General features: G+C 69.4%; 11 protein-coding genes. 3 read left to right on the top strand and 8 right to left on the bottom strand.

The features are described 5' to 3' along the window. Positions 1-89: 89 nt before the first annotated feature. The 3 genes from OG844_RS35390 to OG844_RS35380 form a co-directional block, all read right to left on the bottom strand. Positions 90-1,817 (bottom strand): carbohydrate-binding module family 20 domain-containing protein, encoded by a 1,728-nt coding sequence (locus OG844_RS35390; RefSeq protein ID WP_406389569.1) that lies wholly within the window; start codon positions 1,815-1,817, stop codon positions 90-92. 425 nt (positions 1,818-2,242) lie between these two features. Beyond that, positions 2,243-3,004 carry a hypothetical protein gene (locus tag OG844_RS35385; RefSeq protein ID WP_406389570.1) on the bottom strand — a complete coding sequence of 254 codons (762 nt, stop codon included), beginning with the start codon at positions 3,002-3,004 and terminating at the stop codon, positions 2,243-2,245. Between the two features lie 47 nt (positions 3,005-3,051). Further along, the gene (locus OG844_RS35380; protein WP_406389571.1) at positions 3,052-3,990 is read right to left on the bottom strand and encodes a LysR family transcriptional regulator; all 939 of its coding nucleotides are present in this window, start codon (positions 3,988-3,990) and stop codon (positions 3,052-3,054) included. A 70-nt stretch (positions 3,991-4,060) separates the two neighbouring features. On the opposite strand from OG844_RS35380, the gene OG844_RS35375 reads away from it, so the two are divergent. Beyond that, positions 4,061-5,002, top strand: coding sequence for an NAD-dependent epimerase/dehydratase family protein (locus OG844_RS35375; protein ID WP_406389572.1), 942 nt, complete (start codon positions 4,061-4,063; stop codon positions 5,000-5,002). Positions 5,003-5,015: 13 nt separating this feature from the next. Further along, positions 5,016-5,900: an aldo/keto reductase gene (locus tag OG844_RS35370; protein ID WP_406389573.1), complete on the top strand. Its 885-nt coding sequence runs from the start codon at positions 5,016-5,018 to the stop codon at positions 5,898-5,900. Positions 5,901-5,969: 69 nt separating this feature from the next. On the opposite strand, the gene OG844_RS35365 is transcribed toward OG844_RS35370, so the two are convergent. From OG844_RS35365 to OG844_RS35345, 5 genes are all read right to left on the bottom strand, one after another. Continuing rightward, the gene (locus OG844_RS35365) at positions 5,970-7,028 is read right to left on the bottom strand and encodes a LacI family DNA-binding transcriptional regulator (protein WP_406389574.1); all 1,059 of its coding nucleotides are present in this window, start codon (positions 7,026-7,028) and stop codon (positions 5,970-5,972) included. Continuing rightward, positions 7,013-8,689, bottom strand: a complete 1,677-nt coding sequence (locus OG844_RS35360; protein WP_406389575.1) for a glycoside hydrolase family 13 protein — start codon at positions 8,687-8,689, stop codon at positions 7,013-7,015. Before OG844_RS35360 ends, OG844_RS35365 begins: the two co-directional genes overlap by 16 nt. Before the next feature lie 97 nt (positions 8,690-8,786). Continuing rightward, entirely contained in the window at positions 8,787-9,665 is an 879-nt protein-coding gene (locus OG844_RS35355; RefSeq protein ID WP_406389576.1) for a sugar ABC transporter permease, read from the bottom strand. Then, positions 9,662-10,678 carry a sugar ABC transporter permease gene (locus OG844_RS35350; protein ID WP_329211756.1) on the bottom strand — a complete coding sequence of 339 codons (1,017 nt, stop codon included), beginning with the start codon at positions 10,676-10,678 and terminating at the stop codon, positions 9,662-9,664. The genes OG844_RS35355 and OG844_RS35350 overlap by 4 nt, the downstream gene beginning before the upstream one ends. A 21-nt stretch (positions 10,679-10,699) precedes the next feature. Further along, on the bottom strand, positions 10,700-11,971 hold the full coding sequence (locus OG844_RS35345; protein ID WP_406389577.1) for an extracellular solute-binding protein: 1,272 nt from the start codon (positions 11,969-11,971) through the stop codon (positions 10,700-10,702). A gap of 358 nt (positions 11,972-12,329) precedes the next feature. Between OG844_RS35345 and OG844_RS35340 the strand changes: the two genes are divergently transcribed. Next, positions 12,330-13,373, top strand: a complete 1,044-nt coding sequence (locus OG844_RS35340) for a LacI family DNA-binding transcriptional regulator (protein ID WP_406389578.1) — start codon at positions 12,330-12,332, stop codon at positions 13,371-13,373. Positions 13,374-13,448: the final 75 nt, after the last annotated feature.

Genomic DNA, 13,448 nt, shown 5'->3' with positions numbered 1-13,448 from the left:
TCTCCTCGACTTTCAGGGGTGGGTCCTGGTGGAGCTGGTGCGGGCCGGGGACGCACCGCCGCGCGTCCCCGGCCCGCCGAGCGGTGAAGTCAGCTGCGCCAGACGTCGGCGGTCAGCGTGACCTTGCCGGAGGCCGGCACGGTGGCGGTGCGGTTCGCGCCGCTCTCCCAGGTGACGTTGCCGCTCGCGTCCTTGCGGAGGTACTTGTACTCGAACGCCGTGCCTGCGGGCAGGCTGACGTCGAGCTTCCAGACGGGGTACGTCGCCGGGTCGAGCTTGAGCGCGCTTGCCGGGGCCCAGCTGCCGAGGGCGGCCTGGCTGCCGGTGACGTAGATGTTCTGGCCGAGCTGGGTGGTGGCGTTGACGCCGAAGGAGGCGCCGGACTGGCCGGTACCGGGGTCCGGGTCGGTCGTACCGCCACCGGCGCACGTACGGGCGTTGACGTGCAGAGCGATCGCCGTGTTGGAGCCGAGGGTGGCGGTGAACTGCCCCGAGCCGTTGACGGTGACGCCGTTGCCGGACTGGACGTCGCAGTAGTCGCCGGCGGGCAGCGACGTCTGGAACGTGCGGCTCAGCGAGGAGCCCTCGTGGTTGATCGCGACGTACGCCTTGGCGCCCCGTCCGAAGGCGATCTGGTCGCCGCCGTTGTCCCACCAGTTGGAGACGGCCTGGCCGCGGGCGGCGTTGCGGAAGCCGACCATGGAGGAGATCTCGCGCCAGTCGTGCTGGCACTTCCAGCCGCCGCTGTAGCAGGCGGTCACCTGGCCGCCGTTGGGCGGGCCCGCGTCCTTGTCGGACCACTCGTAGCCGGAGTGGACGTCCGGGGAGCCGTAGGGGTAGGCGAGCATGAAGACGTTGGCCAGGGTGTAGTTGGCGCCGTCCTTGTAGTTGAGGGTGTCGCCGCCGCGCTCGGTGTCGTGGTTGTCGACGAAGACGGCGGACCTGCCGGACTGCATGAAGCCCCAGCCCTCGCCGAAGTTCTTCAGGTTGGCGAGGTTCTCGTTGTTGAAGACCTGCTTGAGGCTGCGGCCGTAGCGGAACTCCTGGACGTCACCGCTGCCGAGGTACTCGGAGGGCGACACGGCCTCGCCCGCTCCGTAGATCGCCTCGTGCTTCCAGTAGACGCCCGTGTTGCTCAGCCGGGACTTGATGTGGGAGAGGTCGCCGGCCGGTATGTGCTTGGCGGCGTCGATGCGGAAGCCGTCGACGCCGAGGGAGAGCAGGTCGTTGAGGTACGTCGCGATCCGGCCGCGCACGTAGTCCTCGCCGGTGTCCAGATCGGCCAGGCCGACCAGTTCGCAGTTCTGGACGTTGCCCCGGTCGCCGTAGTTGTTGATCTGCGATAGGCAGTCGTTCATGTCGCCGGCCGAGTAGGTGCCCGGGTAGTCGTACTTGCTGTAGGAGGAGCCGCCCGTGCCGGTGCCCGAACCGGCCGACATGTGGTTGATGACGGAGTCGGCGATGACCTTGACGCCCGCGCCGTGACAGGTGCTGACCATGTTGGCGAAGGCCGTACGGTCACCGAGCCGTCCGGCGATCCTGTAGCTGACCGGCTGGTACGAGGTCCACCACTGGGCGCCCTGGATGTGCTCCTGGGGCGGCGAGACCTGGACGAAGCCGTAGCCGGCCGGACCCAGGCTGTCCGTACAGGCCTTGGCCACGGAGTTGAACTTCCACTCGAACATCACTGCGGTGACGTCCTTGTCGCCGGGCGGCGCGGCCTGGGCGGTACCTGCGGCGCCGAGCCCGGTGGGGATGACGAGAACGGCAGCACCTGTGACCAGGGCGAGCGTGGCAGACAGTGGTCTGCGTGCCATGTCTTTCCTCCTGCGGTGGGGGAAATGCGGGGATGGCGGAGCAGCCTCACATGGCAACGCGCCGTGCCCTAAAGGCTCATGAAGGTTCTTGCAGCAAGAATGCAAAACCTGCGTGCGAGCAGACGGTACGAGCCTGACCTGGCCGGGTCAACCCCCTGGACATGGCGCGATTACATCCTGCTCACATCCGCGAAATCTTGGAGATTTCTTCCTGCAAGGTCTTTCGCAAGATATTGCGGGACTGTTAAATTCATCCCGACTCCGGCCCGGTCGGCCGGGGGTCCTGGTACGCCGGGCCCCACGCGCCCGGCCGGCCGGGCCGGTCACGCCGTGGAGAGGCCCCGACATCGCTTCCCCGCCGGCCCATCCCGGGCCGATGCCGGGGCCTCTCCCGTGCGGAACCGCCCGTTCACCGGCCGCCCGGATCAGTAGGTGTACCCCGGCCAGTGCGGGTCCTCCCAGCGGGCGGGCCCGGGAAGGCCGAGCAACCGTACCCAGTGGTGCATCTCTTCGGGAGCGCCCTGCGAGCTGAGACGTGCGGGGGCACGGTCGGCCAGCCAGTTGCTCAGCTCAATGATCCTCTTCTCGTCGTGATCCCAGGCGTACCAAGGGAGTTTGCCTCCCAGCAGGTCGAACTCCCACTGATCCACGGCTTCCACCAGCCGCCGGTCCGCCGTGGGACGGTTCTCCCTGTCCCATACGGCCAGCCAGGGAGTCACCGTGCCCGAGGCCTCGGCGCACAGGGCGAAGACGTCGTGCGCCGGAACGACGGTGTCGGGCGCCGTGAGGCTGTCGGCCCACCATGCGTGCAGGAATTCCCGGACGGCAGCGGCCTGATCTCCAGGCCATCGCTGCCACCTGCCGCGCCCGAAGGACTGCCCGACGTCCCCCATGTCGAAGATCGGCTCCACCTGGCCACCGACGAGAGCTGTCGCGAACTGAGGCAGGATGCGGCGCAGGACAGCCCCGTGATCGCGCCAGTCGATCGCCTGCCACGTGCGCCGCAGCAGGTCCGGGTCGAGTACCACGTCCGGTGTCTTGAGCCGGGCGAGGTCTTCGGCGCTGCCCCAGTGGCACTCGCAGTTGTCCTCGTCCGGGGCGGCCGTCATCCCCCGGAAGGTTCCGGTGAGGCCGTGCAGCGCGGCATCGAGGCGGAGTCGTGCCGGTGTCCGGTCGGTAGGGGTCATGGGCTGTCGCCTTCGTGACTCCGGAAGGTCGCACCGACCGAAGATCGCTACGTTACAGGCCGTCGGCACAACTCGTCGGTGCCCTGGTGATGCCTCACCTGCTCGCGGAGGGCCTCGATGAACGTCGCGACGTGTGGGTGGTCGCGGCGGCGGCCGAGCGTGGCCACGCCGATGTGCCGGGCCGGAGCCGGTGGCGTGATCGGGACGGCGCGCACACCCGGCACCGTCGGGACGAGCGCGATGGAGGGGATGAGGGAGATTCCCATTCCCGCGGCGACGAGCGACCGGGCGAAGAAGTAGTCGGTCGTGGTGCCGCGCACTTCCGGTTCGAAACCCGCCCGCTGGGCGTAACGGCGCAGGTACGCCTCGGTCTTGAGGCAGCCGAGAACCCAGGGCTCCGCTGCCAGTTCGGCGATGTCGAGCGACTGGTGGTCGGCGAGTCGATGCCCCTCCGGCATGACGACGTGCAGGGGATCATCCAGGATCGGGGTCCAGTGCAGGCTGGAACCCGTACCCGTCCCCACGGGCAGCGGCCCGTCGAAGTGGTAGGCGAGTGCGACGTCGACGGCGCCTTGGCGGACAAGGGGCAAGGTGTCTTCGGGCTCGCCCTCCCTGACGTGGAGCAGCGTGTACGGATGGGTTGCTGTGAGCCGGGGAAGAGCGCCGGGCAGCAAGTGCCTGCCGCCGCTGGTGAAGGTGGCGACGGTGAGCTGTACGCGGCCGGTACCGAGCCGCTCGACCTGCTGTTTCGCCTGTTCGAGCTCGGCTGCCACGGACTCGGCCGCCCCGACCATGATCTGGCCGGCCCGAGTGAGGGTCACCCCACGCGTGCTGCGTGTCACGACCTGGGCACCGAGGCTGCGCTCCAACGCCGCGACGTGCTGGGAGACGGCGGAAGGGGTGAGGCGGAGCGCCACGGCTGCCCTGTTGAAACTGCCGTGGTCAGCCACCGCACGCAGGACGCGGAGCCGCTGCACATCGATCAACAGTTTTCCTTAATACGTCATCAGGAGGTCAGCACTTCTGCTGATGACGATAGGTCTCCAGGATGGGGGCATGCAAAGGATCTGCGTCATCGGCGGAAGCCGGTACTTCGGAAAGCTCCTGGCCGAGCGCCTGCGGTCGGCCGGCCATCAGGTCACTGTGATCAATCGCGGCTCCACCCGGCCGCCTGTCGGCGTCGAGCACCTCGTCGTCGACCGCGACGACGAGGCCGCTCTCGGAGCCGCGCTCGGCTCGCGCACCTTCGACGCGGTCGTCGATCAGGTCTGCTACACCCCGGTGCAGGCCGCGATCGCCGCCCGGGTCTTCGCCGGCCGTACCCGTCGCTACGTGATGACGTCCACGATCGAGGTCTACGACCCGGCGACCGCCGCGCTGCCGGCCGTGCCGGCGAGAACCCCGGTGCCGGAGGAGAACGTGGACCCGAACACCTGGCTGGTGGCCATGGACCTGCCCTGGCAGGACGAGGCGTACCTGGAGACGCACTACGCCGAGGGCAAGCGCCAGGCGGAGGCCGTCCTCTCCCGGGACGGCGGCTTCGCGTTCGCCTCCGTGCGCAGCGCTCATGTACTCGGCGGCGGTGCGCGGGAGTTCACCGGGCGGCTGGCGCACTACACCGAGCGGGTCCGCCGGGGCGAAGAGATCGCTGTGCACGCGAACGCGCAGCCGACGGTGTTCATCCACTACCGGGAGCTGGCGGACCTGCTGCTGTGGGCGACCACCGCCGCCGACTTCACGGGTCCGGTCAACGCCTGCTCCGACGGCCTGCTCGACGTGCGTGAACTGGCTGCGGTCGTCGCCGCGCAGACCGGCCGGGAGCCCGTCTACCGGACCGCCCCGGCGGGCGGGACGGCTTCGCCGTTCTCCGTCGACCGCCACTACGCGATGAGCAACACCCGTGCGAAGCGGCTGGGCTTCACCTTCTCCGCCGTCTCCGACTGGCTGCCCGGCGCCGTCGCGGAGACCGTCAGCACGTCCGCCACCCCCGCCGCGTAGGGAACCGCCCACCATGAAGTACCGCAGCATCGCCGGCACCGCCGTCAGCGCCATCGGTCTGGGCGCCATGCCGCTGTCCATCGAGAACCGCCCGGAGGAGTCTCGGGCGATCGCCACCGTCCACGCCGCGCTGGACTCCGGAGTCACGCTCATCGACACCGCCGACAGCTACCACTGGCACGCCGGCGAGGTGGGCCACAACGAGCTCCTCGTCGCCCGGGCCCTGGCCCGCTACGGCGGCGACACGTCCGGCGTCCTGATCGCCACCAAGGGCGGCCGCGGCCGGCCCGGCGACGGCAGCTGGACCGCCGACGCCACCCCCGCCCACCTCAAGCGCGCCGCCGAAGCCTCCGCCGAGCGCCTGGGGGTCGAGGCCATCGGCCTGTACCAACTGCACAAGCCGGACCCGGCCGTACCCTGGGAGGAGTCCGTCGGCGCCCTGCGCGAACTGCTCGACGCCGGCACCATCCGTGCCGCCGGCATCTCGAACGTGACCACCCGCCAGATCCGCCGGGCGCATCAGATCCTCGGCGACGGACTCGTCTCGGTACAGAACCGGTATTCGCCTGCCGTCCGTGACACCGAGCCCGAACTGCGCCTGAGCGCCCGGCTGGGCCTGGCGTTCCTGCCCTGGAGCCCTCTCGGTGGCATCTCCCGCAGTTCCCTGGACGGCCCCTCGGGCCCGACCTCCGCCGGCACCGCTTTCCAGCGCATCGCGGCCGAGCGCGGCGTGAGCCCGCAGCAGATCGCCCTGGCCTGGCTGTTGAGCCGATCCCCGACGGTGGTCCCGGTGCCGGGAGCCAGCCGCCCGGCCTCCGTCAGGGACTCGGCGCGGGCCCCGGATCTCGAGCTGGGCCCGGAGGAGCTGACGCAGCTCGCGGACGCGCTGCCGGGCTGAACCGGCGCTCCGACCTGGCACGGGAAAGGCCGGGTCCCCCCTCCGGACCCGGCCCCGCTTCCCGCTCGTTCAGACGACCGGCACCGCCGCGGTGGACCCGCGCACCACGAGCTCCGGCTGGAACACGTACTCCGTGCGCTGCACGGGACTTCCGGCGATCTCCTCCAGCAGTGCCCCCACGGCCGCGGCGGCCATCGCCTGCACCGGCTGGCGCACCGTGGTCAGCGGCGGGTCGGTGAACGCGATCAGCTGCGAGTCGTCGAAGCCGACGACGGAGACGTCGCGCGGGACGTCCAGTCCCCTGCCCCGGGCTGCCCTGACCACGCCCAGTGCCATCAGGTCGCTGCCGCAGACGATGCCGGTGCAGCCCCGGTCGAGCAGGGCGCCCGCGGCGACCTGGCCGCCCTCGACGCTGAACAGCGTCGAGCACACCATGAGTTCGGCCTCGCTCCGGTCCATGCCCAGCACGGAGACGGCCGCGTCGACGAACCCGTCGCGCTTGCGCCGGGAGGGCACGTAGCGCAGCGGTCCGATCGCCAGGCCGACCTTCCGGTGCCCGAGTTCGGCGAGGTGCCCGACGGCCATCCGTACGGCGGCCGTGTCGTCGGGCGAGACGAACGGGGCGCTGATGCGCTCGTTGTAGCCGTTGATCAGCACGAACGGCACGCCGCGGTCGCTGAGCGCGGCGTACCGTGCCGGGTCCGCCGACGTGTCGGCGTGCAGCCCGGAGAGGAAGACGATCCCGCCGACGCCACGCTCGACGAGCTGTTCGACCAGCTCGTCCTCGGTGGCGCCGCCGGGCAGTTGGGTGCAGAGCACGGGCGTGTAGCCGTGCCCGGCGAGGACCTGCTCCACGGACTGCGCGAACGCCGGGAAGATCGGGTTGGTGAGCTCGGGGGTCACCAACCCGATCAGCCCTGCGCTGCGCTGCCGCAGCCGTACGGGGCGTTCGTAGCCGAGGATGTCGAGGGCCGCGAGCACCCGCTGACGCGTGGTGTCCGCGACGCCCGGCTTCCCGTTGAGCACCCTGCTGACGGTCGCCTCGCTGACCGCGGCCTGACCGGCGATGTCGGAGAGCCGCAGCGCCGGTCCGGTCCTGGGTGCGGGGACGGTCACACCGTCCACCACACCGCGGTGTCCGCGGGCAGTTCCACCGTGTCGCCGTCGACGGCGACCGGGGCGCTGGCGAGCAGCAGCGTGCCGGGGGCCGTCAGCCGTACCGGGGCGCCCGTGGTGTTGACCGTGCAGACGAAGCCGGAGCGGCCCAGCGCGAGCACGCCCTCGGGGGCGTCCAGCCAGTCCACGTCCGTGCCGGCGCCGAGCCCGGGCTGCTCGCGGCGGGCGGCGATCGCGGCGCGGTACAGCTCCAGCGTGGAGCCCTCCACACCGGTCTGCGCCTCGACGGAGAGCTCGCCCCACCCGGTGGGCTGCGGCAGCCAGCTGCTGCCGTCGCCGAAGCCGTACGAGCTGCCTCCGCGGGTCCACGGGATCGGCACCCGGCATCCGTCGCGGAAGCCGTCCTGGCCCTCCGCGCGGAAGAACGACGGGTCCTGGCGCGCCTCGTCGGGCAGGTCGGTGACGTCCGGCAGGCCGAGCTCCTCGCCCTGGTAGACGTACGCGGAGCCGGGCAGCGCCAGCATCAGCAGCGTCGCGGCGCGGGCCCTGCGCAGCCCCGTGACGGGGTCACCGGGCGTACGGATCTGGGTGCCCAGGCCCGGCGGGTTGGCGAAGCGGGTGACGTGGCGGGTGACGTCGTGGTTGGAGAGCACCCAGGTGGTGGGGGCGCCCACCGGACGCATCGCGTCGAGCGAGGAGTCGATGACCTTGCGCAGTTCCGCTGCGTCCCAGGCGGTCGACAGGTACTGGAAGTTGAAGGCCTGGTGCATCTCGTCGGGGCGCACGTAGTTGGCGGTGCGCTCGACGGTGGGGGTCCATGCCTCGGCGACGGCGATCCGCTCGCCGGGGTACTCGTCGAGGATGGTGCGCCAGCTGCGGTAGATCTCGTGCACACCGTCCTGGTCGAAGAACGGCATGACATCGTTGCCCAGCAACTTGAGCTGATCGTGCGTGCCGAGGTCGGGCAGTCCCTCGGCCTTGACGAGGCCGTGGGCGACGTCGACGCGGAAGCCGTCGACGCCCATGTCGAGCCAGAAGCGCAGGATCGAGCGGAACTCGTCGGCGACGGCCGGGTGCTCCCAGTTGAAGTCGGGCTGCTCGGGCGCGAAGAGGTGCAGGTACCACTCGCCGGGGGTGCCGTCCGGGTCGGTGGTCCGGGTCCAGGCGGGTCCTCCGAAGATGGACTCCCAGTCGTTGGGCGGGAGTTCGCCGTCGGCACCCTTGCCCGCACGGAAGTGGTAGCGCTCGCGCAGGGCGGATCCGGGGCCCTCGGCGATGGCGCGCTTGAACCACTCGTGCTGGTCGGACGAGTGGTTGGGAACCAGGTCGACGATGATGCGCAGGCCCAGGCCGTGGGCCTCGCGGATCAGCGCGTCGGCGTCCAGGAGCGAGCCGAACATCGGGTCGATGGCCCGGTAGTCGGCCACGTCGTAGCCCGCGTCGGCCTGCGGTGAAGCGTAGAAGGGGCTGAGCCAGACGGCGTCGACACCGAGGTCCCTGAGGTACGGGAGCCGTGCGGTGATGCCCGCGAGATCGCCCATGCCGTCGCCGTTGCCGTCGGCGAAGCTCCGTGGATAGACCTGGTAGATCACCGCGTCCTGCCACCAGCCGGTGCGGTGGCCCGGGGCGTCGTCGGACGTGCCGGTGGAGGGGGCAGCGAGGTGCTGGGTCATGTCGTCCCTGGGGTGTCTGGGTGGGGGGCGGCGCCGGGACCGGGTCGGGGAGCCGGCGCCGCCGTGACGTTGCGTGCGGTCGTGCGGACTGGGCGCGTCAGCCCTTGACGGCTCCGGCGGACATGCCGGTGACGAGGTGCTTCTGCGCGAAGAGGAAGACCAGCGCGGCCGGGATGGCGATGAGCACGGACGCCGCGGTCATCGGGCCCCACTGGGCTCCGTACTGGTTGACGAACTTCTGCAGTCCGCCCGCGAGTGTGAGGTTCTCGTCGCCGACCATGAAGGCGGAGGCGTACGCCACTTCGCCCCAGGCGGTGATGAAGGAGTAGAAGGCGGTGACGGCGAGGCCGGGCTTGGCGAGCGGCAGGATCAGCCGCCAGAACGTGCCGAACGGGGTGAGGCCGTCGACCTGCCCCGACTCGTCGATCTCGTGCGGGATCGTGTCGAAGAAGCCCTTCATCATCCAGGCGCAGAACGGCACCGAGATGGTGAGGTAGGTGATGACGAGTCCGGCCGGCTGGTTGAGCAGACCGATGCCCGCCATGATGTTGTAGATCGGCACGATCAGGACGGCGACCGGGAACATCTGGGTGATCAGCAGTGTCCACATCAGCCCGCGCTTGCCGGGGAAGCGGAAGCGGCTGACGGCGTACCCGGTGGTGGCGGAGACGAAGACACCGATGACCGTGGAGAGCCCCGCGACGACCACGGAGTTGCCGAACCAGCTCAGGAACTCGGTGTCCTTGATCAGGTTCGTGTAGTTCTCGAACGTCGTCTCTTTGAAGAAGTCCGTCGTCGTGGCGAACTTGGCGGGCTTCAGCGAGGTCAGCAGGACCCACAGCACCGGGAAGACCGCGATCACGGACGCGACGATCAGGGTGACGTGCAGGGCCACGGACGCGGCCGGGGAGCGGTCGCCGCGCTTCCTGGGCTTGCGGGCGGCGTGCCGGGCGGAGGTTTCCGTGTAAGTGGTCACCAGTTGTCTCCCTGCGTGCGGAGCACTCGCCGGTACACCATGGCGAAGAGCATCAGGAGTACGAGGATCAGCACGCCCCAGGTGGAGGACTGCGCGAAATCGCGCGGGCTGATCTCGAAGGAGAATTTGTAGGCCTGGGTGACCAGGATCTGGGTGGCTTCACCGGGTCCGCCGCGGGTCAGCAGGAAGATCACCGGGAACATGTTGAAGGTCCAGATGGTGGAGAGCAGGATCACCGTGGTGGACACCGGGCGCAGGCCGGGGAGCGTGATGTGCCGGAAGCGCTGCCAGGCGGTGGCACCGTCCATCTCGGCGGCTTCGTACTGCTCCGAGGGTATGGACTGCAGTCCGCCGAGCAGGGCGACCATCATGAACGGCACGCCGAGCCAGACGTTGACGGCGATGACGGAGAACTTGGCCCAGGTGGGGTCGTTGAGCCACGGTATGCCGTCGATGCCGCCGCCGCCGAGGATCTTGTTGAGCAGCCCGCGGTCCTCGTTGTAGAGGAAGCGCCAGGCGAAGACCGAGACGAAGCCGGGAATGGCCCAGGGCAGGATCAGGGCCATGCGGTAGGCGGAGCGCCCCGCGATACGGCGGTTGAGGATGTTGGCGAGGCCCATGCCGAGGCAGAACGTGATGCCTACGCAGGAGACCGTCCACACCAGCGTCCAGCCGAGCGTGCCGAGGAACTGGGTACCCGTCAGAGCGTCGACGTAGTTGTCCACGCCCACGAACTTGTAGGTGGCGGGCAGTTCGTTGACACCGATGGACCGTGCGACGTTGCGCTCGTTCGCGTCGGTCAGCGACAGCCAGATGCCGCGACCCAGCGGATAGCCGATGATCACGCCGATGACGATCACAACGGGGGCGACCATGGTCCAGGCGTACCAGTGGACCGACATGGCCCGCCGGAGCCTGCTCGGTGGCGGGGGGTTACCAGTACCGCGGCTCCGGCCGCGGGCGACAGTGTCGCCCGCGGCCTTCGCCACCGACTGGCTGGTGTGGACAGCCATCAGTCGGCCTGCCTTCCTGAGTTACTTCCAGCCCTTGAGGAGCTTGCGGTAGGAGTCGCCGGTCGTGGACGCGGCCTTCTCCGGCGTGGTCTGGCCGGTGAGGACCTTGGTGTACTCGGTGACGAGCGGCGCGAAGAGGCTGCCGGTCTCCGGGATCCACGGGCGCTCGACGGCGGTCTCGACGACGGGCTTGAAGAAGCCGACGATCTCGCTGTCCACGGCCTCCTGCTTGGAGTACACCGAGGTGCGGGTCGGGAGCAGGTTCAGCTCACCGGCGGTCTGCGCCTGGGTCTCCACCGAGGTCATGTACTCGACGAAGGCGTAGGAGGCGTCGAGGTTCTTGGAGCCCGCGTAGACGGCGAGGTTGTGGCCGCCCTGCGGGGCGCCCTGCGAGGCCGAACCGGCCGGCACCGGGGAGATGCCCAGGTTGGCCTTGTCGGCGAACTCCTTGCCGGTCAGCGTGTCGGCGACGGCCCACGGGCCGTTGATCATCATCGCGACCTTGCCGTCCTTGAACGACGACTGCATGTTCTCCCAGCCGTCGGTGGCGTCGGTCTTCGCGGCACCGGAGTCGACGAGGTCCTTGACGGTCTCGAACGCCTTGACACCCTCGGGCTTGTCCACCGTGACGGACTTGCTGGAGGCGTCGACCAGGTCGCCGCCCTCGCCGTACAGGAAGGAGAGGAACCAGTACGCGTCGTCGCCGCGCAGGTAGAGGCCGGTCTTGCCGGTCTTCTCCTTGATCGTCTTGGAGACGGTCTTGAGGTCCGCGATGCTCGCGGGGACCTCGACACCGGCCTCCGCGAAGATCTTCTTGTTGTAGAAGATGCCCATGGAGTCGATGACCTGCGGGACCGCGTACGTCTTGTCCTTGTACTTGGTCGACGCGGCGGCCTGCTCGAGGAAGTCCTTCTCGTTCTTCAGCGCCGCGGTGCCGTCCAGCGGGGCGAGGTAACCGAGGTCGGCGAACTCGGGGGTCCAGGCGACCTCGGAGCGGATGACGTCGGGAGCACCGGCGCCGGCCTGCGCCGCGTTCTTGAACTTGTTCTGTGCCTCACCGAAGGGCACGTTGACGTACTTGACGTCAACCTTCGGGTGCTTCTTCTCGAAACCCTCGGCAATCTTCTTGAAGACCTTGTCCTCGCTGCCGACCGTCGAGGTGTCCCACCAGGTCACCGTGCCGGAGAGCTCGCCCGAGCTCTTGCTGCCGCCGGTCTCGTCGTCACTGCCACAGGCGGTTGCCGCAAGCGCCAGGGCCGCGACCAGGGCGGTGGCCGTTATGCCACGTCGCATCTGAACTCCTTCAACTGCCGTACCGCTCCGTCGCGGCGCCGGGTCGACGTGAACGTAACAAGGATGAAAGACGACCGAAAGACTTTGCGGAAGATTTCTGCAAGCTCCGACGATCGTTACATTGGCGTGTCCGCAAGGTTGCCGTCAAGCCTCTTGACGGGAGCCTCGCATCCCTGCCCACACCAGGCCAGGGCCCGTCTCCACGCGGTACGACGATCCGACTGCGAGCAGCCGACGGCGCCCGCAAGGCCTTGCAAGATGTTGCTGCGGAGACACCCACGGGCCCGGGCTCCCGGGCCGGGTCGTCCGAATACTGCGCATGGTGGGCAATACGACACGCGCCCGGTACAGTCCCCTCATGACCGCACGGCTTGCCGATATCGCAACTCAGGCGGGGGTCAGCGAAGCTACGGTCAGCCGCGTACTGAACGGCAAGCCCGGTGTTGCAGCGACCACCCGTGAATCAGTCCTCGCGGCGCTCGACGTCCTCGGGTACGAACGCCCCGTCCGGCTGCGCAGGCGCAGCGCGGGCCTCGTCGGCCTGATCACGCCCGAGCTCGAGAACCCGATCTTCCCGGCGCTGGCCCAGGTGATCGGCCAGGCGCTGACCCGGCAGGGCTACACCCCGGTGCTGGCGACCCAGACGCCCGGCGGCTCCACCGAGGACGAGCTCACCGAGATGCTCGTCGACCGCGGCGTCTCGGGCATCATCTTCGTCTCCGGTCTGCACGCCGACACCTCGGCCGATATGCAGCGCTACGAACAACTGCGGGCCCAGGGTGTTCCCTTCGTCCTGGTCAACGGCTTCTCGCCCAAGGTGCAGGCGCCCTTCATCTCCCCCGACGACCGCGCCGCGATGCGGCTCGCGGTGACGCACCTGGTGTCGCTGGGGCATCAGCGCATCGGTCTCGCGGTCGGCCCGAAGCGCTTCGTTCCCGTTCTCCGCAAGATCGAGGGATTTCACGCCACGATGCGGGAGCAGCTCGACCTCACCGCGGAAGCGGTGGAGGAGCTCATACAGCACTCTCTGTACACGCTGGAGGGTGGTCAGGCGGCCGCCTCGGCGCTGATGGAGCGCGGTTGCACCGCGGTGGTGTGCGCGAGCGACATGATGGCGCTCGGCGCGATCAGGGCCGCCCGCCGGATGTCGCGGGAAGTGCCGCGCGACCTTTCGGTGGTCGGCTACGACGACTCGCCCCTCATAGCGTTCACCGATCCGCCGCTGACCACGATCCGCCAGCCCGTGACAGCGATGGGTCAGGCGGCGGTGCGTACGCTGCTGGAGGAGATCGGCGGTACGCCGGCCCCGCACAGCGAGTTCGTCTTCATGCCTGAGCTGGTCGTTCGCGGCTCGACGGCTTCGGGGCCCGGCCCCGCCCCAGGATCCCACCCTCGTCGTTGAGGTGCAGAATGTGCGACCGGAACCCGACCGGAGGATCATCGGGCAGAGGGAGACGTATCTGGCAGACTCTGCGCC

The organism is Streptomyces sp. NBC_00887 (assembly GCF_045207585.1).
Note: the sequence above shows the minus strand (reverse complement) of the source record. Positions and strands in the feature narration are given on the sequence as shown.